Source organism: Variovorax sp. LjRoot290, assembly GCF_964253985.1.
Classification (GTDB): domain Bacteria; phylum Pseudomonadota; class Gammaproteobacteria; order Burkholderiales; family Burkholderiaceae_C; genus Variovorax.
In genome coordinates this window covers 4,182,396-4,203,529 of record NZ_CAXURW020000001.1, presented here as the reverse complement: position 1 = coordinate 4,203,529, position 21,134 = coordinate 4,182,396, and the positions used below count along the sequence as shown (strand labels likewise).

General features: G+C 67.2%; 23 protein-coding genes. 7 read left to right on the top strand and 16 right to left on the bottom strand.

Going from position 1 to position 21,134, the window contains the following annotated elements:
- Positions 1-29 precede the first annotated feature (29 nt).
- From ACSQ9A_RS20910 to ACSQ9A_RS20900, 3 genes are all read left to right on the top strand, one after another.
- A complete protein-coding gene (locus tag ACSQ9A_RS20910) occupies positions 30-902 on the top strand; it encodes a helix-turn-helix domain-containing protein (RefSeq protein WP_436305016.1) in 873 nt (290 codons plus the stop codon).
- A gap of 43 nt (positions 903-945) precedes the next feature.
- A complete protein-coding gene (locus tag ACSQ9A_RS20905; protein ID WP_436305015.1) occupies positions 946-1,842 on the top strand; it encodes an SDR family oxidoreductase in 897 nt (298 codons plus the stop codon).
- A gap of 121 nt (positions 1,843-1,963) precedes the next feature.
- Positions 1,964-2,362: an OsmC family protein gene (locus ACSQ9A_RS20900; RefSeq protein ID WP_093111214.1), complete on the top strand. Its 399-nt coding sequence runs from the start codon at positions 1,964-1,966 to the stop codon at positions 2,360-2,362.
- Here ACSQ9A_RS20900 and ACSQ9A_RS20895 read toward each other — a convergent pair whose 3' ends face one another.
- From ACSQ9A_RS20895 to ACSQ9A_RS20870, 6 genes are all read right to left on the bottom strand, one after another.
- Positions 2,363-2,677, bottom strand: a complete 315-nt coding sequence (locus tag ACSQ9A_RS20895) for an EthD family reductase (protein ID WP_093111216.1) — start codon at positions 2,675-2,677, stop codon at positions 2,363-2,365.
- Positions 2,678-2,749: 72 nt separating this feature from the next.
- On the bottom strand, positions 2,750-3,721 hold the full coding sequence (locus ACSQ9A_RS20890) for an isopenicillin N synthase family dioxygenase (protein WP_436305014.1): 972 nt from the start codon (positions 3,719-3,721) through the stop codon (positions 2,750-2,752).
- A 19-nt stretch (positions 3,722-3,740) separates the two neighbouring features.
- On the bottom strand, positions 3,741-4,769 hold the full coding sequence (locus tag ACSQ9A_RS20885; protein ID WP_436305013.1) for an ABC transporter substrate-binding protein: 1,029 nt from the start codon (positions 4,767-4,769) through the stop codon (positions 3,741-3,743).
- 140 nt (positions 4,770-4,909) lie between these two features.
- Positions 4,910-5,374, bottom strand: coding sequence for a DUF6691 family protein (locus ACSQ9A_RS20880; protein ID WP_436305012.1), 465 nt, complete (start codon positions 5,372-5,374; stop codon positions 4,910-4,912).
- A gap of 3 nt (positions 5,375-5,377) precedes the next feature.
- Complete coding sequence (locus ACSQ9A_RS20875) at positions 5,378-5,809, bottom strand: YeeE/YedE family protein (protein WP_436305011.1); 432 nt, start codon at positions 5,807-5,809, stop codon at positions 5,378-5,380.
- Positions 5,806-6,192 (bottom strand): ArsR/SmtB family transcription factor, encoded by a 387-nt coding sequence (locus tag ACSQ9A_RS20870; protein ID WP_436305010.1) that lies wholly within the window; start codon positions 6,190-6,192, stop codon positions 5,806-5,808. The genes ACSQ9A_RS20875 and ACSQ9A_RS20870 overlap by 4 nt, the downstream gene beginning before the upstream one ends.
- Before the next feature lie 74 nt (positions 6,193-6,266).
- Here ACSQ9A_RS20870 and ACSQ9A_RS20865 point away from each other — a divergent pair, with 74 nt between their 5' ends.
- A complete protein-coding gene (locus tag ACSQ9A_RS20865; RefSeq protein WP_436305009.1) occupies positions 6,267-7,145 on the top strand; it encodes an MBL fold metallo-hydrolase in 879 nt (292 codons plus the stop codon).
- 29 nt (positions 7,146-7,174) lie between these two features.
- Here the strand turns inward: ACSQ9A_RS20865 and ACSQ9A_RS20860 are convergent, their stop codons facing one another.
- The 5 genes from ACSQ9A_RS20860 to ACSQ9A_RS20840 form a co-directional block, all read right to left on the bottom strand.
- Positions 7,175-7,657 (bottom strand): nucleoside deaminase, encoded by a 483-nt coding sequence (locus tag ACSQ9A_RS20860; RefSeq protein ID WP_436305008.1) that lies wholly within the window; start codon positions 7,655-7,657, stop codon positions 7,175-7,177.
- Positions 7,654-8,424 (bottom strand): ABC transporter permease, encoded by a 771-nt coding sequence (locus ACSQ9A_RS20855; RefSeq protein ID WP_093111231.1) that lies wholly within the window; start codon positions 8,422-8,424, stop codon positions 7,654-7,656. Before ACSQ9A_RS20855 ends, ACSQ9A_RS20860 begins: the two co-directional genes overlap by 4 nt.
- Positions 8,421-9,263 (bottom strand): ABC transporter ATP-binding protein, encoded by an 843-nt coding sequence (locus ACSQ9A_RS20850; protein WP_436306333.1) that lies wholly within the window; start codon positions 9,261-9,263, stop codon positions 8,421-8,423. Before ACSQ9A_RS20850 ends, ACSQ9A_RS20855 begins: the two co-directional genes overlap by 4 nt.
- Positions 9,263-10,294: an ABC transporter substrate-binding protein gene (locus ACSQ9A_RS20845; RefSeq protein ID WP_093111235.1), complete on the bottom strand. Its 1,032-nt coding sequence runs from the start codon at positions 10,292-10,294 to the stop codon at positions 9,263-9,265. Before ACSQ9A_RS20845 ends, ACSQ9A_RS20850 begins: the two co-directional genes overlap by 1 nt.
- Positions 10,295-10,471: 177 nt before the next feature.
- Positions 10,472-12,772, bottom strand: coding sequence for an NADP-dependent malic enzyme (locus ACSQ9A_RS20840; RefSeq protein WP_436305007.1), 2,301 nt, complete (start codon positions 12,770-12,772; stop codon positions 10,472-10,474).
- Between the two features lie 181 nt (positions 12,773-12,953).
- Between ACSQ9A_RS20840 and ACSQ9A_RS20835 the strand changes: the two genes are divergently transcribed.
- Positions 12,954-14,297, top strand: coding sequence for an NAD(P)/FAD-dependent oxidoreductase (locus ACSQ9A_RS20835; protein WP_436305006.1), 1,344 nt, complete (start codon positions 12,954-12,956; stop codon positions 14,295-14,297).
- Between the two features lie 4 nt (positions 14,298-14,301).
- On the opposite strand, the gene ACSQ9A_RS20830 is transcribed toward ACSQ9A_RS20835, so the two are convergent.
- The 3 genes from ACSQ9A_RS20830 to gcl are packed head-to-tail and all read right to left on the bottom strand — an operon-like array spanning position 14,302 to position 17,821.
- The gene (locus ACSQ9A_RS20830) at positions 14,302-15,201 is read right to left on the bottom strand and encodes a 2-hydroxy-3-oxopropionate reductase (protein WP_436305005.1); all 900 of its coding nucleotides are present in this window, start codon (positions 15,199-15,201) and stop codon (positions 14,302-14,304) included.
- 29 nt (positions 15,202-15,230) lie between these two features.
- Positions 15,231-16,007 (bottom strand): hydroxypyruvate isomerase, encoded by a 777-nt coding sequence (gene hyi, locus ACSQ9A_RS20825; protein ID WP_436305004.1) that lies wholly within the window; start codon positions 16,005-16,007, stop codon positions 15,231-15,233.
- Between the two features lie 20 nt (positions 16,008-16,027).
- Positions 16,028-17,821, bottom strand: a complete 1,794-nt coding sequence (gene gcl, locus ACSQ9A_RS20820) for a glyoxylate carboligase (protein ID WP_436305003.1) — start codon at positions 17,819-17,821, stop codon at positions 16,028-16,030.
- A gap of 113 nt (positions 17,822-17,934) precedes the next feature.
- Between gcl and ACSQ9A_RS20815 the strand changes: the two genes are divergently transcribed.
- On the top strand, positions 17,935-18,837 hold the full coding sequence (locus ACSQ9A_RS20815; RefSeq protein WP_436305002.1) for a LysR substrate-binding domain-containing protein: 903 nt from the start codon (positions 17,935-17,937) through the stop codon (positions 18,835-18,837).
- A gap of 25 nt (positions 18,838-18,862) precedes the next feature.
- Here the strand turns inward: ACSQ9A_RS20815 and ACSQ9A_RS20810 are convergent, their stop codons facing one another.
- Both ACSQ9A_RS20810 and ACSQ9A_RS20805 read right to left on the bottom strand, forming a co-directional pair.
- Positions 18,863-19,276 (bottom strand): GFA family protein, encoded by a 414-nt coding sequence (locus ACSQ9A_RS20810; protein WP_436305001.1) that lies wholly within the window; start codon positions 19,274-19,276, stop codon positions 18,863-18,865.
- Between the two features lie 20 nt (positions 19,277-19,296).
- Positions 19,297-19,911 carry a LysE family translocator gene (locus ACSQ9A_RS20805; protein ID WP_436305000.1) on the bottom strand — a complete coding sequence of 205 codons (615 nt, stop codon included), beginning with the start codon at positions 19,909-19,911 and terminating at the stop codon, positions 19,297-19,299.
- A 94-nt stretch (positions 19,912-20,005) separates the two neighbouring features.
- Here ACSQ9A_RS20805 and ACSQ9A_RS20800 point away from each other — a divergent pair, with 94 nt between their 5' ends.
- Positions 20,006-21,106, top strand: a complete 1,101-nt coding sequence (locus ACSQ9A_RS20800) for a GlxA family transcriptional regulator (RefSeq protein ID WP_436304999.1) — start codon at positions 20,006-20,008, stop codon at positions 21,104-21,106.
- The last annotated feature ends 28 nt before the right edge of the window (positions 21,107-21,134 follow it).

Below are 21,134 nucleotides of genomic sequence, written 5' to 3'. Positions count from 1 at the left end.
GCCCGCGCGGAGCCGATGGATTCACCCCCATGAGCGAGCGCCTCTATCTCCGCCTCGACGACGACCCCTTGCACGGGCCGGAAGCGAGCGCTCCCGCCGGCACGCTGCAGTCCTTCGACGTGGCCGCGCCGCTGCGCCGGCACGTTTCGCACATCCTCCTGTGCCGCGAGACCATTCCCGAGGGGCACGAGGTGTTGGAGCGCGTGCTGCCCGACGGCGCGGTGCGCCTCATCTTCAACCTGGGCGATGCGCCGTCGGCGAGCGAGGGCGCCGGCGAGCCCGTCGAGGCGATAGGCGCATCCACGGCGCCGGCCATGGTGCGCCTGCGCAGCAGGATCGAAGGCCTGTGCGTCACGCTGCGCCCCGGCGCGGCGGCGGCCCTGCTGGGCATGCCGGCCGGCGAGATCGGCGGCACGGCCGTGCATCTGGACGCGTTGTGGCGTGGCGAGGGTGCCGAGCTGCTGGAGCGCATCGCCGAGGCGCGCGACGATGCCGCGCGGATCGCGCTGCTCGGCGCCGCGCTGCAACGCCGCCTGCTCGCGAGCGAGGCATCGCCGCAGCTTTCGGCCGCCATGCATGCGGCGCAGCGCATCGCCGCTTCGGGCGGCCGGCTTCCGCTGCGCGAAGTGGCCGCCGCGCTGGGCATCGGCGAGCGTCGATTGCAGCAGCTCTTCCACGAACACGTGGGACTTTCGCCGCGCGCCTGGGGCCGGCTGGCGCGGCTTCACGCCTGCCTGCGCGCGCTTCGCCAACAGCAGACGCCGGCCTGGGCGGAGCTCGCGCTCGATGGCGGCTTCTACGATCAATCGCATTTGGTGAACGAGTTCCGGGCGCTCTGCGGCATCACGCCGACCGAGTTCCTCGGCCACCGCATTTCGGGTTCTTCCAAGACGGCGGCTTGAGTCCGCACTACCGTAGGCCCTAAAGCCAACGAAAGGAGAACGAATGCAGGACAAGAACACGGACCGGCCACTGAAGGGAAGCGTCGCCATCGTGACGGGTGCCAGCCGGGGCGCCGGGCGCGGCATCGCCGTCGAGCTGGGCGCCGCCGGGGCCACGGTGTACGTCACCGGGCGCAGCACGCGGGCGCAACCCGCCGACACCTACGGAGACATCCTCGCGCTGTCGGGGCTCGCCGCGGTGCCGGGCAGCATCGATGCGACGGCCGAGGAGGTCACGGCAGGCGGCGGCCACGGCATCGCGGTGCGATGCGATCACACGCGCGAAGACGAGGTGGCGAAGCTGTTCGCACAGGTGCAGCGCGACGAAGGCAAGCTCGACCTGCTCGTGAACAACGCCTGGGGCGGCCACGAGACCTTCAACGGCGTGTTCGAGGCGCCCTTCTGGGAGCACTCGCTCGCGCAATGGGATTCGATGTTCGACCGCGGCGTGCGCAACCACCTGCTGGCCAGCCGCTTTGCCGCGCCGATGATGGTCGGCCAGGGCCGGGGGCTGATCGTGACCACCACCTTCTGGGACCGCGATCGCTACCTGCGCGGCAATCTCTTCTACGACCTGGCAAAAGCCGCGATGAGCCGCCTGGCCTTCGGCATGGCGCAGGAGCTGCGCCCGCACGGCGTCGCTTCGCTGGCCGTGTCGCCAGGCTGGATGCGCACCGAATTCGTTCTGACCGGGCACAAGACCGACGAGGCGCATTGGACCGAGCGCCCGGCACTGGCGCGTACCGAGTCGCCGCGCTACCTGGGCCGCGCGGTGGCCGCGCTGGCGGGCGACCCGAAGGTGCTGGACAAGAGCGGCGCGGTGCATCGCGTGGCGGACCTGGCGCGCGAATACGGCTTCACCGACATCGACGGCCGCCAGGTCGAGGCCTTCGAGATGTAGGGCCTGTTAACAGGCCCTCAGCGACTACCATCGGGCGCTGTCACCAGCAGGAGCGCCCGATGGCAACGCCTGGATTCACAGGCGGCGCCGGCCGAATCTCTCACCCTTCAAAGGAAATTCCATGAGCATCACGGTCCGCCGCGACGGCACCACCGGCACCCGCCACATCCTCAAGGTTCGTGCCCACGAGATCGCGGTCGACACCTCGCCCGATGCAGGCGGCACCGACGCGGGCCCCTCGCCGCACGACCTCTACGATTCCGCGCTGGCCGCCTGCAAGGCGCTGACCGTGCTGGTCTATGCCCAGCACAAGGGCATTCCGGTGGAAGACATCGAAGTCGTGGTGAACCGCGACGACAGCGAGGAACGCAAAGGCGTCTACAGGCTCGACTCCACCCTGCGCGTCACCGGCCCGCTCAGCGACGAACAGCGCGCCTCGCTGCTGCGGGTGGCGGGCAAGTGCCCGCTGCATCGGCTGATGACCGAGGTCAAGACGGAGATCGAGACGCGGCTGGTGTGATCAGCCCACCACCACCTCGCTGATCTGCATCACCGGCTTCAGGTCGGTGTAGTTCCGGATGTCGCCAAGGATCTCCTTGGCGTGCGGGCCGAATGCCGTCTGGAAAGCCTCCGCCGAGTCGCAGAAGATGTGGCAAGACGCGACGTAGGTGGGCGGTTCGCCAGGTGCCCCGCCGGCCAGCCCTTTATCGATCGTGTAGGACTTGCAGGCGTCGCCCATCCTGCTCTTGAGCAGCGGCATGTGCTTGTCGCGGTAGTAGTCGTGGTCGAATCGCGCTCCGGGCGTATGGGGGTACATCACGCTGACCTTGATCATTGCTTATCTCCTTGTTGGGGGGCCGCCAGCATAGGAGAAGGCGCAGCGGGAAACAACCGGCCGTATGGCCGGCTATGCAACCGCCGCGCCGGATTTCAGTCCGTAGGTCTTGCGGTACATCTCGCGCAGGTGCTCCCCGGCCGTGCACGGAGCGTAGCGCGGCGCCTCGCCGGCCGGCACCGTGCCCGGCACAGCTTCGATGCGTGCGAAGTAGTCGGGCTCGTAGAAGAAGGGGATCGAATAGCGCGGCGCGCCGCCCGAATGCAGGTTGCGCACGCGGTGCGGGTTGGAGTGGTAGAGGCCGTTGGTCCAGCGCGGGACCATGTCGCCGAGGTTGACGACGAAGCAGCCCTCGATGGGTGTCGCGGGCACCCAGCTGCCGTCGGGCATGCAGACTTCCAGGCCGCCGTGGGCGTCCTGCGCAAGGATCGTGACGGCGCCCCAGTCGGTGTGCGCGCCGGCGCCGAAGGTGCGCTCGTCGGCATCGGCCGGATGGGCGGGGTAGCGGATCATGCGCAGCGTGAGCATCGGGCTTTCGCTGCTTGCGTCGAAGTAGCCCTCGGGCAGGCCCAGCGACAGCGCCATGAGCTGCATGAGTCGCGTCGCGAGTGCGAGCATCGTGCGGATGTAGCGCTCGCACTGCGCCGGCGCATCGGGCAGTTCGCTCGGCCACTGGTTGTGGCCGTAGGTCTGGTAGCCGGCTCGCACGTAGGGGTGTTCGTCGGGATAGGCCATCCCGCAATAGAAGCTCTCCTTCAGGTCGGGGCGAGCCTCGGCGTCGAGCGTCTGCGCGCCGATGTTCTCGAAGCCGCGCATCGTTGGCGAGTGCTGCATCGACAACGCCTCCCGTGTCTCCTCCGGAAGCGCCATCAGCCGGTGCGCGACGTCGAATTGGCGTGCCACGAGCTCGGCGTCGACGCCATGGTTGCGCACATAGAAGAAGCCGGAGGCCATGGCAGCGGCGCGCAGTTGCGCAGCGGCCTCCGCGCTGCGCGCGCCGCCGGGCGCCAGCGCGTGCTGCAGGTCGATGACGGGGATCGCCACGGCGCGCCCTTGTGTCTCGTCAGGCCTTGAGCTTGCGGTCTGCCGCCAGCGGCAGGAAGCGCTCGGTCCAGAGGTCCGCGACCGCCGGACTGCTCTTCAGGCCGAAGGCTCCCACCGTCTCGTCGATCGTGGCCTGCAGCCGCGCGGTCGTGGCGGCGCCCCAGCCGTTGCTGCGCGTGTCGGGTGTCTTCATGGTGCCGTCGACGATCAGCTTCAGGCGCTCGAACTCGATCTCCTCGTTGGCGAGCGGCTCGCGCGTCTTGATGGCGCCGGCGCCTGCCTTCGGGTCGGCGATCGCCTCGATCCAGCCGCGCGTCGATGCCTTGACGAAAGCCTTCATGGCATCGCCCTGTTCCTGCATGCTCTTCGCGTTGACCACCAGGCCGTTGCCATAGGACTTCATGCCGTGATCGGAAAAGCGGAACACGGTGATCTGCTCCGGCCCCATGCCGCGGGCCTTGAGGTTGAGCAGGCCGGTGAAGAAGAAGTAGGCCGAGGCGTCGAAGTCGCCCTTGACGAAGCGCGTGTCGCCGATGTCGGGCGCGACGTTCTCCCACTTGACGCCCGAGGGGTCGAAGCCCTGGGCCTTGGCGAAGGCGGGAAAGAGCTTGCGCGAGGCGTTGAAGGGCTGGCCCAGGATGCTCTTGCCGGCCAGGTCGGCCGGCTTGGCGATCGGGCCGCCCTTGCGCACCAGGATCGCGTTGGGATTCAGGTCGTACTGGATCGCGACGGCCTTGAGCCCGGCAGTGGGGTTGTTCACGTTGAACTCGATCATCGTCGCGAGGTCGGCCGAGGCGCAGTCGTAGGCGCCGCTGCCGACCAGGCTGATCGCCGACGCCGAGCCGTTGCCGGTGTCGATCGCCACCTCGAGACCCACATCCTTGTAGTAGCCGCGCTGCTGCGCGAGCAGGAAGCCGGCACCGGAAGCCTCGACCTTCCAGCCGAGGTTGAACTTGAACTTCTGGAGCGAGCCCTGGGCGCGTACGAAGGGCGCGGCGGTGACGAGGGCGCTGGCGCCGGCGGCGCGCAGAAGAGAACGACGTTGCATGGATGAAAACTCCGTGGGCGGTTGGAAACAGGACACCGGAGGCAGCGCTGGCGTGCGCTGCCTTCGGAGCAATTTCCGGCCGACACGCCGCAGAAGCCGCACCGTCGTTGGGCGTCTTCACGGCGAAACGGTGAACGCTTCTACTCCGCGGAGTCTGGTGCAGGTTCCGTGCCAGTAGCGCTCGAGCGCCTGCGACGGAGGCCCTCGACCAGACTGAATGCGAGCATCCCGGCCAGCATGGCCGCCACGAAGATCAGCGCCTGCGCACTGCCGCCGGCCGCGCTCACGAGCGCCGGTCCCGGGCAGAAGCCGGCCAGACCCCAGCCGGCGCCGAAGGCCAGGCTGCCGAGCAGGAGCCGCCGGTCGATGCGGGTGGCGGCGGGCAGTTGCATCGCTTGCCCAAGCCAACTCCGGCGGCGCCGTTTCGCCAGCGCGAAGGCGCCCGCGCCGAGCGCGACCGCACCGCCCATCACGAGGGCGAGCGACGGATCCCAGCTGCCCGCAAGATCGAGGAAGCCGAGTACCTTCGCCGGGTCGGTCATGCCCGAGAGCATCAGGCCCAGGCCGAACAGAAGTCCGGCCAGCGCTGCGCTTGCATTCAACATCGTTCAGGCTCCCAGCAGGTGACGCACGAGGTAGACGGTTGCGAAGCCCGCGCCCATGAAGGCGGCCGTGGCCACCAGCGAACGCGGCGAGCCACGCGACAGGCCGCAGACGCCGTGGCCGCTGGTGCAACCGCTCGCGTAGCGCGTGCCGACGCCGACCAGCAGCCCGGCCGCGATCAGCACCGGCGTGCTCGCGGCGATGGCGACCGGCGGCAGTGCGCCTGCGAGCTGCCAGACCCACGGTGCCGCCAGCAAGCCGGCGACGAAAGCCAGCCGCCAGCCCCGGCCGCCGCCTCGTTGCAGCAGGCCCCCGACGATGCCGCTGATGCCGGCGACGCGGCCGTTGAGCAGCAGGAACAGCGCGGCCGCGAGCCCGATCAACAGGCCGCCGGCCAGAGCGCTCCACGGCGTGAAGTGGGACCAGTCGATGCTCATCGCGACTTCGCCGCGGTCTTGCGCGCGGGCGCCTTCTTCGTGCGGGCGGGCTTGGCGCAGAAGATGCCGTAGAGCGTTTGCATCACTGCCATGACCTCTGCGCTGGCGAGGCTGTAGTAGACGAACTTGCCCTCGCGGCGCGCGGTCAGCAGCCCCTCGTCGCGCAGCACGCCGAGCTGCTGCGACAGCGAGGGCTGCACGATGCCGGAGAGCGCCTGCAGCTCGCCGACGTTGCGCTCGCCGCCGATCAGCTGGCACAGCAGCAGCAGGCGCGTCTCGTTCGCCATGGCCCTGAGCAGCGAACAGGCCTCGGTGGCGGCCGAATGCAACTGCGCCATCGCCTCGGTGGATGGCGGCGCGGGGAGGACGGAGTCGAATTCCATGCTTACAGTTTATTGAAAAACATAATGTATATCAATAGAATGTTAAAATATAGAACGTTGGAGCGATGCATCCCATGGACGCGCAGGTACAGGCCTTTTTCGACGACGACACGTCGACCATCACCTACGTGGTGTTCGAGGCCGATGGTGGCGAATGCGCCGTCGTCGACCCGGTGCTCGACTACGACCCCGGGTCCGGCCGCACCTCCACCGTGTCGGCCGACCGGGTGATCGCCTTCGTGCAGGCCCATGGGCTGAAGCTGTCGTGGCTGCTGGAGACGCATGCCCATGCCGACCACCTGTCGGCGGCGCCCTATCTGCGTCAGCGACTCGGCGGCACCATCGCCATCGGCGGGGCGATCCGCGCCGTGCAGGGTGTGTTCAAGACCGTGTTCAACCTCGAACCCGAATTCCGGCTCGATGGCTCGCAGTTCGGCCACCTGTTCGCGCCCGACGAGGTGTTCCATGTCGGCCGCCTGCGCATGAGGGCCCTGCATGTGCCGGGCCACACGCCGGCCGACATGGCCTACGTGCTGGAGAGCGAGGCGGGGGAGACCCGGCTCGCTTTCGTCGGCGACACCTTGTTCATGCCCGACGTGGGCAGTGCGCGCTGCGACTTTCCGGGCGGCGACGCCCGCGCGCTGTACCGCTCGGTGCAGAAGCTGCTGGCCTTGCCGGCGCAGACCCGTCTTTTCATGTGCCACGACTATCCGCCCGACGGGCGCGCACCGAACTGGGAGACCACGGTGGCAGCGCAGCGCGAGAAGAACATCCATCTGCACGACGGCGTCGACGAAGAGGCCTTCGTCGCCATGCGCGAGAAGCGCGATGCCACCCTGGCCATGCCGGCGCTGATCCTGCCCGCGATCCAGGTCAACATCCGAGCCGGCGAGCTGCCGCCGTCGGAATCCAATGGCGTGCGCTACCTGAAGATTCCGGTGAACACGTTGTAGTGCGGCGGCCGGTTCATTTGGCCGGCGGCTCAGGCGCCCCGGCTTTGCCAGAAGCCGCGGTGCGTGGCGATCATCTCGTCGGCCACTTCCGGTACCGGCCCAACGACCTCGATCTGCTTCTGCCCGCGCGCGAAGACTTCGCGGCAGGGCAGCGAGAGCGTCGGGTTCTCGGGGTGGTCGCCGGTCAGCGCGAGCAGCGCGCTTTCTTCGGCGCCGTAGACCACGCGGCCGATATGGGCCCAGTAGATGGTGCCGGCGCACATCGCGCAGGGTTCGAAGGTCGTGACCAGCGTGCACTGCGCGAGGTACTCGGCGGGGTAGTTGAGCGAGGCGTTTCGCGCCAGCGTGGCCTCGGCGTGCTGCACGGTGTCGATGTTGCCCTGCTCGGCCAACACCGTTTCGCCGTCCGGCGCGACGAGCACCGCGCCGAAGGGATGGCGGCCCATGGCCATCGCGCGCCGCGCGACCTCGTCGGCGCGGCGCAGAGCCTTGACGATCTGCTCAGGGGTCATTCGTTTTGAGAGCCTCGATGCGCCCAGCCGGTCGTGTGCTTCTCGATCGCACTGAAGAGCTCGTACATCCCCATCGCCATCGCGCCCACCACCATCAGGCCCGCGAAGGCCAGGCCCATCTGCATGGCCGAACCGGCCGAGATCAGCAGGTAGCCGATGCCTTCGTTGGCGGCCGTCATCTCGCTCACCGTGGTGCCGACGAAAGCCAGCGTGATCGCGACCTTGAGCGAGCCGTAGAAGTAGGGCATGGAGCGCGGCAGGCCTATCTTGACGAGCACGTCCCAGCGCTTGGCGCCCAGCACGCGCAGCACGTCCTCGAGCTCGGGCTCGAGCGTGGCCAGGCCGGTCGCGATGTTGACCATGATCGGGAAGAAGCTGATCAGGAAGGCCGTGAGGATCGCCGGCCCGATGCCGATGCCGAACCACACCACGAGGATGGGCACGAAGGCCGCCTTGGGCAGCGCGTTGAAGGCGGTCATCAGCGGATACACCGCCGCGTAGGCCAGGCGCGAGCTGCCGATCACGAAGCCCAGCAGCACGCCGACCACGATCGCCAGGCCGAAGCCCGCCATCGTGACCCAGAAGGTGCGCCAGGCGTGGCCCGCGATGATTTCCTTGAACTCCCAGAACTGGGTCCAGATGCGCCACGGGCTCGGGAAGATGAAATCCGAGACGCCGAAGCCCGCGCAGATGATCTGCCACAGCACGAGCACCGCGACCAGCAGCAGCCAGGGCGACCAGCGTTCGATCTGTTTGCCGTTCTTCATGCCGGGCTCGCTGCGGCGGCGGCCGCGATGGCATTGCTTCGGATGGCACCGATGTGGCCGCGCAGCTCCAGCACGATGTCGGTGAATTCCTTGGTGTAGGTCAGTTCCAGCTCGCGCGGCCGCGGCAGCTCGATCTCGCGCTTGACCACGAAGCGGCCCGGGCTCTTGCTCATCACGTAGACCGTGTCGGCCAGGAACACCGATTCGCGCAGGTCGTGCGTGACCAGGATCACGTTGAACTGCTGCTCGGTCCAGAGGTCGCGCAAGATGCACCAGAGCTCCTCGCGCGTGAAGGCGTCGAGCGCGCCGAAGGGCTCGTCGAGCAGCAGCATCTTGGGCTCGTGGATCAGCGCGCGGCAGATGCTGGCGCGCTGCTGCATGCCGCCCGAGAGCTGCCACGGGAACTTGTCTTCATAGCCGGCGAGGCCCACCTTCTGCAAGAGCTTGCGCGCGCGCTGCACGTATTCGCGGCGCTTGGCCTTGAAGGTGGAGCGGTAGGGCTCGACGATCTCCAGCGGCAAGAGCACGTTGTCGACCGTGGTGCGCCAGGGCAAGAGCGAGGGCGCCTGGAAGGCCATGCCCGAGATCTTGAGCGGGCCGTTCACGGGCTGGCCGTCGATGCGGATCTTGCCCATCGAGGGCATCTTCAGGCCTGTGGTGAGCTTCATGAAGGTGGACTTGCCGCAGCCCGAGGGCCCGACGATGGCGATGAACTCGCCGCGCTTCACCTTCAGGTCGATGGCCTCGACCGCGAAGTGGTTGGCGGCGAGCAGCTCCTCGTTGTAGGCGAGCCAGACGTCCTGGAAGTCGACGAAGGGCGTGGTCTCCGCGACCGCCATCACTTCTTCAGGATGTTCAGTTCGGCCGTAGGGGGCAGCAGCGCGGCGGTCCACACCGCGTCGGGGCTCACGCGCGTCTTGGTGTTGAAGGCGTCCGACACCTGCGAGGCCATCAGCGAGAGCCGGCCCGCGTTCACCGCGCCGAAGCCTTCGGCGCGCGCGTCGGGGCTGTTGATCACGGTGTCGATCGCCAGCTTGAGGCGGCGCGTCTCGAGCGCGCTGTCGATGATGCCGTCGCGCTTCTTGACCGATTCGATGGCCACGGTCGGATTGGCGATCACTTCCTTCGCGCCCTTGGCGAAGGCCGAGAGGAAGGCCTTGACCGCCGCCGGGTTCTCCTTGATCAGCTTGGGCGAGGCGATGATCACGTTGCCGTAGAGCTTCACGCCGTAGTCGGGGTAGGGCAGCACCACGATATCGGCCGCCTTGGCGCCGCGCGCCTCGAGGTTGAGCAGCGAGGTGAAGGTGAAGCCGGTGATGGCGTCGATGTCGCCGCGGATCAGCATGGTCTCGCGCAGCGTCGGGTCCATCGCGGTCCAGTTGACCGCGCCGATGTTGTTGGCCTTGGCGAAGATCGGGAAGGCGCGGCGGCCGGCGTCGAACACGGGTGCGCCGAGCTTCTTGCCGGCCAGGTCGGCCGGCTTGGCGATGCCGCTCTTCTTGAGCGCCATGACCGAGGCCGGCGTGTTGTTGTAGACCATCATCACCGCGACCGGCTTGTTCGGGCTGTCGGGGTTGTTGGCATGGAACTCCATCAGCGCGGCCAGGTCGGCGAAGCCCATGTCGTAGGCGCCCGAGGCCACCCGCGTGACCGTGCCGCCCGAACCGTTGCCGGCGTCGATCGTCACGTCGAGCTTGGCATCCTTGAAGTAGCCCTTGGCGGCCGGATGGAGGAACAGCGCCGCCGGACCTTCGAAGCGCCAGTCGAGCTGGAACTTGATCGGCGTGAGCGCTTGGGCGTGGGCGGTGACTAGGCCGAAGCTGAGCGCCGAAGTGGCAAGAAAGGTCTGGAGCAGTTGGCGCTTGTTCATGGGAGTCCGTGAAAGGTGATGCACGGGATTCAAGCAAAAACGGTGCCGGCACGCACTTGGTGCGAACCCTCCCGATGAGCCAATGGGGTGCATGGCCGATGGCCATTGCCACTCGGAGCGGGCGTGAAAACGCCCCGTCGCATGCACTGCGGCGGGGCGTCGATCGTGGTGCGCTGCCTACTTGGACGAGGTGGCGTTGGCCACGGCGAGCGCCGTCATGTTGAGCACGCGGCGCACGGTGGCCGAGGGGGTCAGGATGTGGGCCGAGCCGGCCGCGCCCATCAGGATCGGACCCACCGTCACGCCGTTGCCGCCGGTCATCTTCAGCACGTTGAACAGGATGTTGGCGGCATCGAGGTTCGGGCAGATCAGCAGGTTGGCCTCGCCGTTCAGCGAGGTCTCCGGCAGGGCGTTGTGCCGCACCGTGTCCGACAGCGCGGCATCGCCGTGCATCTCGCCGTCGCATTCGATGTCGGGCGCCATCTTGGCGAACAGGTCGCGCGCCACCCGCATCTTGCGCGCCGAAGCGCGCTCGGAGGAGCCGAAGTTGGAGTGCGACAGGAAGGCCACCTTGGGCGGCAGGCCGAAGCGGCGCACTTCCTCGGCCGCCATGACCGCGATCTCGGCCAGCGTCTCGGCGCTCGGGTCTTCGTGCACGTTGGTGTCGGCGATGAAGAGGGTGTACTTCTCGAGCGTGAGCGCGTTGAGGGTGGCGAAGCCCGGGGCGCCGCGCTTCAGGCCCAGCACGTTGTGCAGGATGCGCAGGTGGCTGTCGAAGCGGCCCACCAGGCCGCACAGCATCGCGTCGGCGTCGCCCAGCTGGACCATCAGCGAGCCGATGGTGGTGTTGGAGCGCCGCACCATCGCCTTCGAGGCCTCGGGCGTGATGCCGCGCCGGCCCATGATCCGGTGGTAGGCCTCCCAGTAGGTGCGGAAGCGCGGGTCGTCCTCGGGGTCGACCACGTCCACGTCCACGCCGGGCTTGATGCGCAGGCCGGCCTTCTTGATGCGCGTCTCGATCACCGCCGGGCGCCCGATCAGGATGGGCTTGGCCAGGCCTTCGTCCACCGCCAGTTGCGCGGCGCGCAGCACGCGGTCGTCCTCGCCCTCGCAGTAGGCCACGCGCTTGGCGCTCGCGAGCTTGGCGGCGCTGAACACCGGGCGCATGAACATGCCGGTCTGGTAGACGAAGCGTGCCAGGTTCTGGCGGTAGGCCTCGAGATCCTCGATCGGGCGCGCGGCCACGCCCGAGGCGGCCGCGGCCTTGGCCACCGCCGGCGCGATGCGCAGGATCAGGCGCGAGTCGAAGGGCTTGGGGATGATGTAGTCGGGGCCGAAGGCGAGCTCCTGGCCCGCATAGGCGGTGGCCACCTCCTCGCTGATGTCGGCCTTGGTGAGGTCGGCGATCTCGTGCACGCAGGCCAGCTTCATTTCTTCCGTGATCTTGCTTGCGCCGCAGTCGAGCGCGCCGCGGAAGATGTAGGGGAAGCAGAGGACGTTGTTGACCTGGTTCGGATAGTCCGAGCGGCCGGTCGCGATGATGCAGTCGGGGCGGACTGCCTTGGCGAGCTCGGGCCGGATCTCGGGCTCGGGATTGGCCAGCGCCAGGATGATCGGCTGGCTGCCCATGCTCTTGACCATGTCCTGCGTGACCACGCCGGGCGCCGAGCAGCCGAGGAACACGTCGGCGTTCTTCATCACGTCGGCCAGCGTGCGCGCGCCGGTGTCCTTCTGCGCGTAGCGCGATTTCGAGTCGTCGAAGCCGCCCGGGCGGCCGATGTAGATCAGGCCCTTGGAGTCGACCGCGAAGATGTTGGCCGCTTTCGCACCGAGGCCGATCATCACGTCCAGGCAGGCGATCGCGGCGGCGCCGGCGCCCGAGACGGCGATTTTCACTTCCTCGATCTTCTTGCCGACCAGTTCGAGCCCGTTGATCAGCGCCGCTGCCGAGATGATGGCCGTGCCGTGCTGGTCGTCGTGGAACACCGGGATGTTCATGCGCTCGCGCAGCTTCTTCTCGATGTAGAAGCACTCGGGCGCCTTGATGTCCTCGAGGTTGATGCCGCCCAGCGTGGGCTCGAGCGCGGCGATGATCTCGACCAGCTTGTCGGGGTCGGTTTCGGCGAGTTCGATGTCGAACACGTCGATGCCGGCGAACTTCTTGAACAGGCAGCCCTTGCCTTCCATCACCGGCTTGGCGGCCAGCGGGCCGATGTTGCCCAGGCCCAGCACCGCGGTGCCGTTGGTGACCACGCCGACCAGGTTGCCGCGCGAGGTGTATTCGGCCGCCTTCGACGGGTCGGCCTCGATGTCGAGGCAGGGGTAGGCGACGCCCGGCGAGTAGGCCAGCGAGAGGTCGCGCTGGTTCAGCAGCGGTTTGGTCGGCGAGATGGAAATCTTGCCCCGGACGGGGCTGCGGTGGTATTCGCGGGCGGCTTCGCGCAATGCTTCTTCTGCCGGTGACAGGGTGTCGGCCATGAAAAATCTCCTTGTTTCTGACGACCAATGAGGCTACTCCAAAAGCGCGTGCCCTTCGTGTAGTGGGAACCACGAGGGGGCCATGGCGCGATCGCTACACTCGGGCCGCATTCGCGCTCCAACCGAGCACATAACCACGACCGAGGGCCCGCCATTCATGGCAGTTCAGCAATTCACAACCATGGATCCAGATGTCGTCGTCATCGGCGGCGGGCCTGCCGGCTCGACCGTCGCCGCACTGCTCGCGGACAAGGGCCACGACGTGGTGCTTCTCGAAAAGGCACATCACCCGCGCTTTCACATCGGTGAATCGCTGTTGCCGATGAACATGCCGCTCTTCGACCGGCTGGGCGTGCGCACCGAGGTCGAAGCCATCGGCATCGCCAAGCACGGCGCCGAGTTCGTCTCGCCCTGGCACGACCACACCAGCCTGTTCTTCTTCGGCGAGGCGATGGACAAGTCCTTTCCGTACGCCGTGCACGTGCGCCGTTCGGAGTTCGACGAGCTGCTGTTCCGCCACGCCGCCAAGCGCGGCACGCGCACCTTCGAAGGCCACAAGGTCACGCAGGTTGACATGGACGCCGGCAAGGGCAGCGACCGCCGTGCGCTGGTGGCGGTGAAAGCCGAAGACGGCACCGAGACCGCCTGGCGCCCGCGTTTCGTGATCGATGCCAGCGGACGCGACACCGTGCTGTCGAACCGCTTCGACGCCAAGCAGCGCAACCGCAGGCACGCGAGCGCCGCGCTGTTCGGCCACTTCGCGAACGCCCGGCGTACGCCCGGCCGCTACGAAGGCAACATCACGCTGTTCTGGTTCGACCACGGCTGGTTCTGGTTCATCCCCTTGCTCGATGGCACCACCAGCGTGGGCGCGGTCGCCTCGCCGGCCTACTTCAAGCAGCGCAAGGGCGATCTCACCAGCTTCCTGATGGAAACCATCGCGCTCGCGCCCAAGCTGGCCGAGCGGTTGAAGGATGCCACCCTGATCGAGGGCGCGACGACCACCGGCAACTATGCCTACGACTCGAAGTTCTGCCGCGGCGACCGCTTTGCCATGATCGGCGACGCCTATGCCTTCGTCGACCCGATGTTTTCGTCCGGCGTCTACCTGGCGATGAACAGCGCCTTCGAGAGCGCCACGGCGGTCGATCACTGGCTCAGGGGCGAGGCCAGCCAGGCGGAGCGGGCCTTCCGCCGCTTCGAGAAGGTCATGAAGCACGGGCCCCGGATGTTCTCGTGGTTCATCTACCGCATCACCTCGCCGGCCATCCGCCGGCTCTTCATGCAGCCGGAGAACAACGTCTGGCGCATGCGGGAAGCGCTGCTGTCGATCCTGGCGGGCGACCTGTTCCGCGGCACGCCGGTCGGCCCGCGGCTGCTGGGCTTCAAGGTGATCTACTACCTCTCGTGCATCACGATCCTGCCGCAGGCCTTCAAGACCTGGGCCTGGCGGCGCCGGAACCTGAAGGAGGCGCTGGCAACCGCTGGTCAGAACCCGGCGGAGAACCTCAACATTCGCGGCTGATCGCTCAGTCCGGCTGAACCGGATGCTGCGCCAGCGCTTCCAGAGCCTTCACCAGCGCCGAATGGTCGGACTGGCCATGGCCCAGGGCGGCGCAGGCGTTCATCAGTTGCGCAGCACCCGCCGTCTGCGGCAACGCCACGCCCAGAGAACGTGCGCTCTGCATCGCAAGGTTCAGGTCCTTCTGGTGCAGCGCGATGCGGAAGCCCGGCGCGAAGGTGCGCTTGATCATGCGCTCGCCGTGCACTTCGAGGATGCGCGAGGACGCGAAGCCGCCCATCAGCGCCTGCCGCACCTTGGCCGGGTCGGCGCCGGCCTTGCTGGCGAACACCAGCGCCTCGCCTACGGCCGCGATGTTGAGCGCCACGATGATCTGGTTGGCCACCTTGCAGACCTGGCCGTCGCCCGCGCCGCCGACCAGCGTGACGTTCTTGCCCATCTTCTCGAGCAGCGGCCGCACGCGGCCGAAGGTGCCCTCGTCGCCGCCGCACATGATGGTCAGGCTGGCCGCCTTGGCACCCACTTCGCCGCCCGAGACCGGCGCGTCGATGTAGCCGCAGCCGAGGTCGACGATTTTCTGCGCGAAGCCCTTGGTCGCGATCGGATCGATGGAGCTGCAGTCGACCACCGTCTTGCCCTTGGTCAGTGCGCCCGCGACGCCGTTCTCGCCGAACAGCACTTTCTCCACGTCGGGTGTGTCCGGCACCATGATGAAGACGATGTCGGCCTGCTTCGTCACCTCGGCCGCCGAGGCGCATACCGTGGCCTTGGAAACGAAGAGCTCAGGCACCGGGCCTTGGGTGTTGACGAAGAGCTGGTGGCCGGCATCGAGCAGGTGGCCGGCCATGGGCGCGCCCATGATGCCGAGGCCGATGAAACCGATCTTCTGGGGTGCCGTGTTGGACATTCGCTGAGTTCCTTGTCTGTGTGTATTTATTACGTGAGGGCGGTGCGCCAGCCGAGGCCGTTGACGGTGTCGCTCTTCGGCTTGTATTCGCAGCCGATCCAGCCCGTGTAGCCGGCGGCATCGATGTGCTTGAAGAGCCACGGGTAGTTGATCTCGCCGGTGCCGGGCTCGCCGCGGCCCGGGTTGTCGGCCAGCTGGATGTGGCCGATCTTGGCCATGTTCTTCGCGATCGTCGCGCCCAGTTCGCCTTCCATGCGCTGCGCGTGGTAGATGTCGTACTGCAGCAGCAGGTTGGCCGAGCCGACTTCCTCGATCAGCGCCAGCGCCTGGTCGGTGCGGGTCAGGAAGAAGCCGGGAATGTCGAAGTGGTTGATCGGCTCGATCAGCAGCATGATGCCGGCCGCCTGCAGCTCGCGGGCCGCGAAACGCAGATTCTCTACCGCGACCTTGCGTGCTTCTTCCGCGCCCACCCCTTGCGGCAGCTTGCCCAGCAGGCAGTTGAGCTTGGGGCAGCCCAGCGCCGTTGCGTAGTCGATCGCCATGCCCACGCCTTCGCGGAACTCGCTCACCCGGTCGGGATGGCAGCCGATGCCGCGCTCGCCGCCGTCCCAGTTGCCGGCGGGCAGGTTGTGCAGCACCTGCTGCAGGCCGTTGGCACGCAGGGCGGCGGTCAGTTCCTTCTTGTCGTAGGCATAGGGGAACAGGTATTCGACCGCCTTGAAGCCGGCCTTGGCGGCGGCCTCGAAGCGTTCCATGAACGGCAGCTCGGTGAAGAGCATCGTGAGATTCGCTGCGAATCGGGGCATCTGTGTTGTCTCCTCGGGAATCAGTCGAGCATTGCCACGCCAACGGCCGTGGGCGCGTCTTCGCGGTTTTCGGCCAGCGGCTCGAATTCGTTGACGGCGTCGATCTCGGTGCCCATCGAGATGTTGGTCACGCGCTCCAGCATCACCTCGATCACCACCGGTACGCTGAACTCGGCCATCAACGCTTCGGCGCGCTGGATGGCGGGCTTCATCTCTTCCTGCTTGTAGACGCGGATCGCCTTGCAGCCCAGGCCCTCGATCACCTTGAGATGGTCCACGCCGTAGCTGCGCTCGACGCCGCTGTCAACGCCCGCGTTGATGTTTTCGAAGCCGAGCTGCACGCAGTAGTCCATCTCGAAACCGCGCTGCGCCTGGCGGATCAGGCCGAGATACGAGTTGTTGACCACGATGTGGATGTAGGGCAGCTTGAACTGTGCGCCCACGGCCAGCTCCTCGATCATGAACTGGAAGTCGTAGTCGCCCGAGAGCGCGACGATCTTGCGCGTCGGGTCCGCGGCGCGCACGCCGAGCGCGGCGGGAATGGTCCAGCCCAGCGGGCCGGCCTGGCCGCAGTTGATCCAGTTGCGCGGGTTGTAGACGTGCAGGAACTGCGCGCCGGCGATCTGCGAAAGCCCGATGGTGCTCACGTAGCAGGTGTCGCGGCTGAAGTTGCGGTTCATGCACTGGTAGACGCGCTGCGGCTTCATCGGCACGTCGCCGAAGTTGGTCTTGCGCAGCATCGTCTTCTTGCGCTCCAGGCATTCGCCGGCCCACGTGCCGCGGCTCGGCAACTGGCCCTTGGCCTTCATGGCCTCTGCGACCTCGACGAAGAGCTCAAGCGCGGCCTTGGCGTCCGACACGATGCCGAGGTCGGGCGTGAAGACGCGGCCGATCTGCGTCGGCTCGATGTCGACGTGCACGAAGGTGCGGCCCTTGGTGTAGACCTCGACCGAGCCGGTGTGGCGATTCGCCCAGCGGTTGCCGATGCCGAGCACGAAGTCGGAAGCGAGCATGGTCGCGTTGCCGTAGCGGTGGCTGGTCTGCAGGCCGCACATGCCGGCCATCAGCGGGTGGTCGTCGGGGATGGTGCCCCAGCCCATCAGGGTCGGGATCACCGGCACGCCGGTGGCCTCGGCGAAGCGCACCAGCAAGTCGCTGGCGTCGGCATTGATGATGCCGCCGCCGGCCACGATCAGCGGGCGCTCGGCCGCGTTCAACATCGCGATCGCCTTCTCGATCTGCGCGCGCGTGGCGGCCGGCTTGTAGGGGGTGAGCGGCTGGTAGGTGTCGATGTCGAATTCGATCTGCGCCATCTGCACGTCGAACGGCAGGTCGATCAGCACCGGGCCCGGGCGGCCCGAGCGCATCAGGTGGAAGGCCTGCTGGAACACCTGCGGCACCTGGCCCGGCTCGCGCACCGTGACCGACCACTTGGTGACCGGCTTGGAGATCGACTCGATGTCCACCGCCTGGAAGTCTTCCTTGTAGAGCCGCGCGCGCGGCGCCTGGCCGGTGATGCACAGGATCGGGATCGAATCGGCCCACGCCGAGTAGAGGCCGGTGATCATGTCGGTGCCGGCCGGCCCCGAGGTGCCGATGCACACGCCGATGTTGCCGGCGATGGCGCGGGTGTAGCCCTCGGCCATGTGCGAGGCGCCTTCGACGTGGCGCGCCAGGATGTGGGCGATGCTGCCGTGCTTGCGCAGCGCCGAGTAGAGCGGATTGATGGCGGCGCCGGGCACGCCGAAGGCCTGGGTCACGCCTTCTTTTTCCATCACCAGAACGGCGGCCTGGGCCGCGGTCATCTTTGCCATGTTGCTTGTCTCCTTCAGAGGCCTCGACTGTAGGAATTCGAGGCCTCGTGCAGAAGGCGGCGCCGGACCATAAAAGCTATTCCAGGGCGGAATAACTGGCTACGATCCAGGGCATGGATCGACTGTTGGCAATGGAGATGTTCGTGCGCGTGGTGGAGACCGGCAGCTTCTCCAAGGCGGCGCGCGAGTTCAACACCACCCAGCCCACCGTGACCAAGCAGGTCGCGGCCACCGAGGCGCGGCTCAAGGTACGCCTGCTCAACCGCAACACGCGCGGCGTGAGCCTCACCGAATCGGGCGCGCTCTACTACGAGAAGTGCAAGTCCATCGTGCGCGAGACCGAGGAGGCCGAGAGCGTGGTGCGGCGGCGCGAATCGCAGGCGCAGGGGCTGTTGCGTGTCGGCACCTCGGTCGCCTTCGGCCGGCGCGTCGTGGTGCCGCTGGCGCTGGAGTACATGGCGCGCAACCCGCAGGTGCAGGTGGATCTCAGCTTCGAGGACCGCTACGTCGACCTGATAGCGCAGGGCATCGACGTCGCGGTGCGCATGGGCAAGCTGGCCGATTCCTCGCTGGGCGCGCGCTTTCTCGGCATGAACCCGTGGGTCATGGTGGCGGCGCCGGGCTACTTGAAGAAGCACGGCACGCCGAAGCGTGCGCAGGACCTGAGTGCGCACGTGGCGCTGATCTACAGCAGCGTGGTGGGCGACGACGTCTGGCGCATGCACACGCCCAAGGGGGAGCCGGTCACGGTGCCGGTCACGGGCCGGCTGCGCTCCAACAATCTTTCGGCCGTACTCGCCGCGGCACGCGAGGGGCTCGGCATCGCGCTGATGCCGCGCTACGTGGCGAGCGATTCGCTGGCCGCGGGCAAGGTGGTCGAGGTGCTGCCGGGCCATGCACTGCCCGAGCAGGAGATCCACGCCGTGTTCCCTTCGCCCAAGCTGGTGCCGGGGAAGGTGTCGAGCTTCGTGGCCTTTCTGCAGGGGCGCTTTGAGGAAGGGTGGTGGGAACGGTAGGGCGACGTCGCTGTGCAGCAATGTTTCACATCGGTGGCATCTTGTCGAATTTCGGCAGGGCCGGATCGAGGTGGTCCCAAACGTAACCGCGCACGCCATAAGTCACCATTTGCGGCTTGTATCGGCTTGGATCGTCGAGGCTCGCAGCGCGCACGGTGAAAAAATCAGGCATCGCCGCGAACGTCATATACACCGGTGATCCGCAGGCGGGGCAGAAGGCACGAGTCTTCACATTGCCGCTATCGCCAACCATGTCCCAGTGGCTCGCTTCGCCCTTGAGTTTCACGCCCGTGCGCACGAAGGTCAGATGGGATCCGTGCCCGGTGCCGCTCTCGCGCTGACAGTCGCGACACTGGCAGTCGTTCGTCACCACCGGCTCGCCGGAGATTTCATAACGGATCGCCCCGCAGGCGCATCCGCCGGTATATGCCTCGGTCATGCTTTCTCTCCTTCAAGTGATCAGGGGCCCAACGTCACGCCGGCGCCGATCAGCACGAACACCGCGCCGAAGATCTGGTTGAAGCGCTTGCCGCTGCGGTGCAGCCAGCCGCGCATGCTGCTGGCCAGCAAGGTCATCAGAAGTTCGACAAAGAACTCGATCACTGCGAATGTCGCGGCCATCACGACGAACTGCGTCCCGAGGTCGCGATGCGGGTCGATGAAGGGCGGCAGGAACGCGACGAAAAACAGAACCGCCTTGGGGTTGGTCACCGCAGACAGGAAGCCCTGGCTGAAGAGGCTCCATCCGTGGCGCGGCCGCTGCCGCTGCGAAGCGACCTCGAGTGCAGGCGGCGGTGAACGCCACACCTGGATACCCAGCCACACGAGGTAGGCACCGCCCATCCACTTCATCACCGTGAGCGCCTGTGCCGAAGCGCCCAGCACGGCACCGATGCCGAACATCGACAGCGCGAGCACGAGCACGAAGCCGAGCACGCCTCCGCAAATCGTGAACAGGGTGATGCGCCGCCCGTAGAGCGCGCCGTGCGTCAGCGCGAGCAAGCCGTTGGGGCCGGGCATCAAGGCCAGGCCGGTGGCCGCTGCCAGATAGATCAACCAAGTGCCGAGCGCCATGATTGCGAATCCGTACGAGTGAAGGAAAGTGGATGCACTGTCACACACCGTGGGTCAAACACCGAAGTAAGATTTGGACGTGTTACCAGCCGATTTGGACATCGCCAGAACCGCGGTTCGCAAGCGACCCGGCCGCGTCGTGCTGCCGCCTGCGCAGGTGAAGCCCATCGCGCCGGACGTGCGCGTGCTCATCCTTCCGCTGCCGGATTTCGCGCTGCTGCCCTTTGGCGGCTTTCTCGACAAGCTGCGCTTCTCGGCCGACGATGAGGACTACAGCCGGCAGCGCCATTGCCGCTGGGACATCGTGGGCCTCAAGGCCGGCACTGTCACTTCGAACAGCGGCGTGGAGATCTCGATCCAGCTCACGCCGCAGCAGGTGCGCTGGTCCGACTACGACTACCTCGTCGTCTTTGGCGGCCGCAGCGCCACCGACACGCGGCGCCGGGCGCGGGCCTACGCGTCGCTTGTCAAGGGCGCGGTGCGGCATGGGCTCACGCTCCTGAGCATGGACAACGGCTGCTTCCTGCTCGCAGAGCTTGGGCTGTTGGACGGGCACAAGGTCGCGCTGCATCCGCGGCACGCACTGGAATTCGAGGCCGCATTCCCGCGCATCCCCATCAAAACCGAGCAGCTCTATCTCTTTGATGGCAAGCGCATCACCTGCGCAGGCGGCAGCGCCGCGATCGACGTGGCCGTGGAGCTGCTGGTGCAGCACTGCGGCCGCGCACGCGCACTCAAGGGCCTGGCTGACATGCTGGTTGACGAGCCGCGCGCAAGCCGCCATCTGCTCAAGTCGCAAAGTGCCGAGCCGCAGGTCGGCCGCTACGTCGGTCGCGCCATCGGCCTGATGCGCAAAAGGCTCGCCAGCACGTGTTCGGTCGCTGATATCGCGAGCAGCGTGGGCATCAGCCGGCGCCAGCTCGACCGCCGCTTCCTGCAGCAGTTCGAGCAGACCGCGCAAGCGTACTGGCAGGAGATGCGGCTGCAGCACCTTCGCTGGCGCTTGCTCAACGCCGATAGCAGTCTTGCCGCGCTGGCCGACGAAATCGGCGTGCGAGACGCAAGCTATGCCGGCAAGCTTTTCAGGCGTCGCTTCGGCATGAGCACGGGGGACTTCAGGAAAGAGGCCGAGAGGCAAAGAGTCGAGGCGGCGAATGCATCGCCTGCGCATTCGCGACGCGTGAGGCAGCGCTGAGGCCTGCAGGCCCTTCGCGGATCGGTCA

Bases quoted from the DNA above. Each gene is read 5' to 3' on its own strand.
- ACSQ9A_RS20910 (WP_436305016.1), top strand. From the start codon at position 30: ATGAGCGAGCGCCTCTATCTCCGCCTCGACGACGACCCCTTGCACGGG.
- ACSQ9A_RS20905 (WP_436305015.1), top strand. From the start codon at position 946: ATGCAGGACAAGAACACGGACCGGCCACTGAAGGGAAGCGTCGCCATC.
- ACSQ9A_RS20900 (WP_093111214.1), top strand. From the start codon at position 1,964: ATGAGCATCACGGTCCGCCGCGACGGCACCACCGGCACCCGCCACATC.
- ACSQ9A_RS20895 (WP_093111216.1), bottom strand. From the start codon at position 2,677: ATGATCAAGGTCAGCGTGATGTACCCCCATACGCCCGGAGCGCGATTC.
- ACSQ9A_RS20885 (WP_436305013.1), bottom strand. From the start codon at position 4,769: ATGCAACGTCGTTCTCTTCTGCGCGCCGCCGGCGCCAGCGCCCTCGTC.
- ACSQ9A_RS20880 (WP_436305012.1), bottom strand. From the start codon at position 5,374: ATGTTGAATGCAAGCGCAGCGCTGGCCGGACTTCTGTTCGGCCTGGGC.
- ACSQ9A_RS20875 (WP_436305011.1), bottom strand. From the start codon at position 5,809: ATGAGCATCGACTGGTCCCACTTCACGCCGTGGAGCGCTCTGGCCGGC.
- ACSQ9A_RS20870 (WP_436305010.1), bottom strand. From the start codon at position 6,192: ATGGAATTCGACTCCGTCCTCCCCGCGCCGCCATCCACCGAGGCGATG.
- ACSQ9A_RS20865 (WP_436305009.1), top strand. From the start codon at position 6,267: ATGGACGCGCAGGTACAGGCCTTTTTCGACGACGACACGTCGACCATC.
- ACSQ9A_RS20860 (WP_436305008.1), bottom strand. From the start codon at position 7,657: ATGACCCCTGAGCAGATCGTCAAGGCTCTGCGCCGCGCCGACGAGGTC.
- ACSQ9A_RS20855 (WP_093111231.1), bottom strand. From the start codon at position 8,424: ATGAAGAACGGCAAACAGATCGAACGCTGGTCGCCCTGGCTGCTGCTG.
- ACSQ9A_RS20850 (WP_436306333.1), bottom strand. From the start codon at position 9,263: ATGGCGGTCGCGGAGACCACGCCCTTCGTCGACTTCCAGGACGTCTGG.
- ACSQ9A_RS20845 (WP_093111235.1), bottom strand. From the start codon at position 10,294: ATGAACAAGCGCCAACTGCTCCAGACCTTTCTTGCCACTTCGGCGCTC.
- ACSQ9A_RS20840 (WP_436305007.1), bottom strand. From the start codon at position 12,772: ATGGCCGACACCCTGTCACCGGCAGAAGAAGCATTGCGCGAAGCCGCC.
- ACSQ9A_RS20835 (WP_436305006.1), top strand. From the start codon at position 12,954: ATGGATCCAGATGTCGTCGTCATCGGCGGCGGGCCTGCCGGCTCGACC.
- ACSQ9A_RS20830 (WP_436305005.1), bottom strand. From the start codon at position 15,201: ATGTCCAACACGGCACCCCAGAAGATCGGTTTCATCGGCCTCGGCATC.
- hyi (WP_436305004.1), bottom strand. From the start codon at position 16,007: ATGCCCCGATTCGCAGCGAATCTCACGATGCTCTTCACCGAGCTGCCG.
- gcl (WP_436305003.1), bottom strand. From the start codon at position 17,821: ATGGCAAAGATGACCGCGGCCCAGGCCGCCGTTCTGGTGATGGAAAAA.
- ACSQ9A_RS20815 (WP_436305002.1), top strand. From the start codon at position 17,935: ATGGATCGACTGTTGGCAATGGAGATGTTCGTGCGCGTGGTGGAGACC.
- ACSQ9A_RS20810 (WP_436305001.1), bottom strand. From the start codon at position 19,276: ATGACCGAGGCATATACCGGCGGATGCGCCTGCGGGGCGATCCGTTAT.
- ACSQ9A_RS20805 (WP_436305000.1), bottom strand. From the start codon at position 19,911: ATGGCGCTCGGCACTTGGTTGATCTATCTGGCAGCGGCCACCGGCCTG.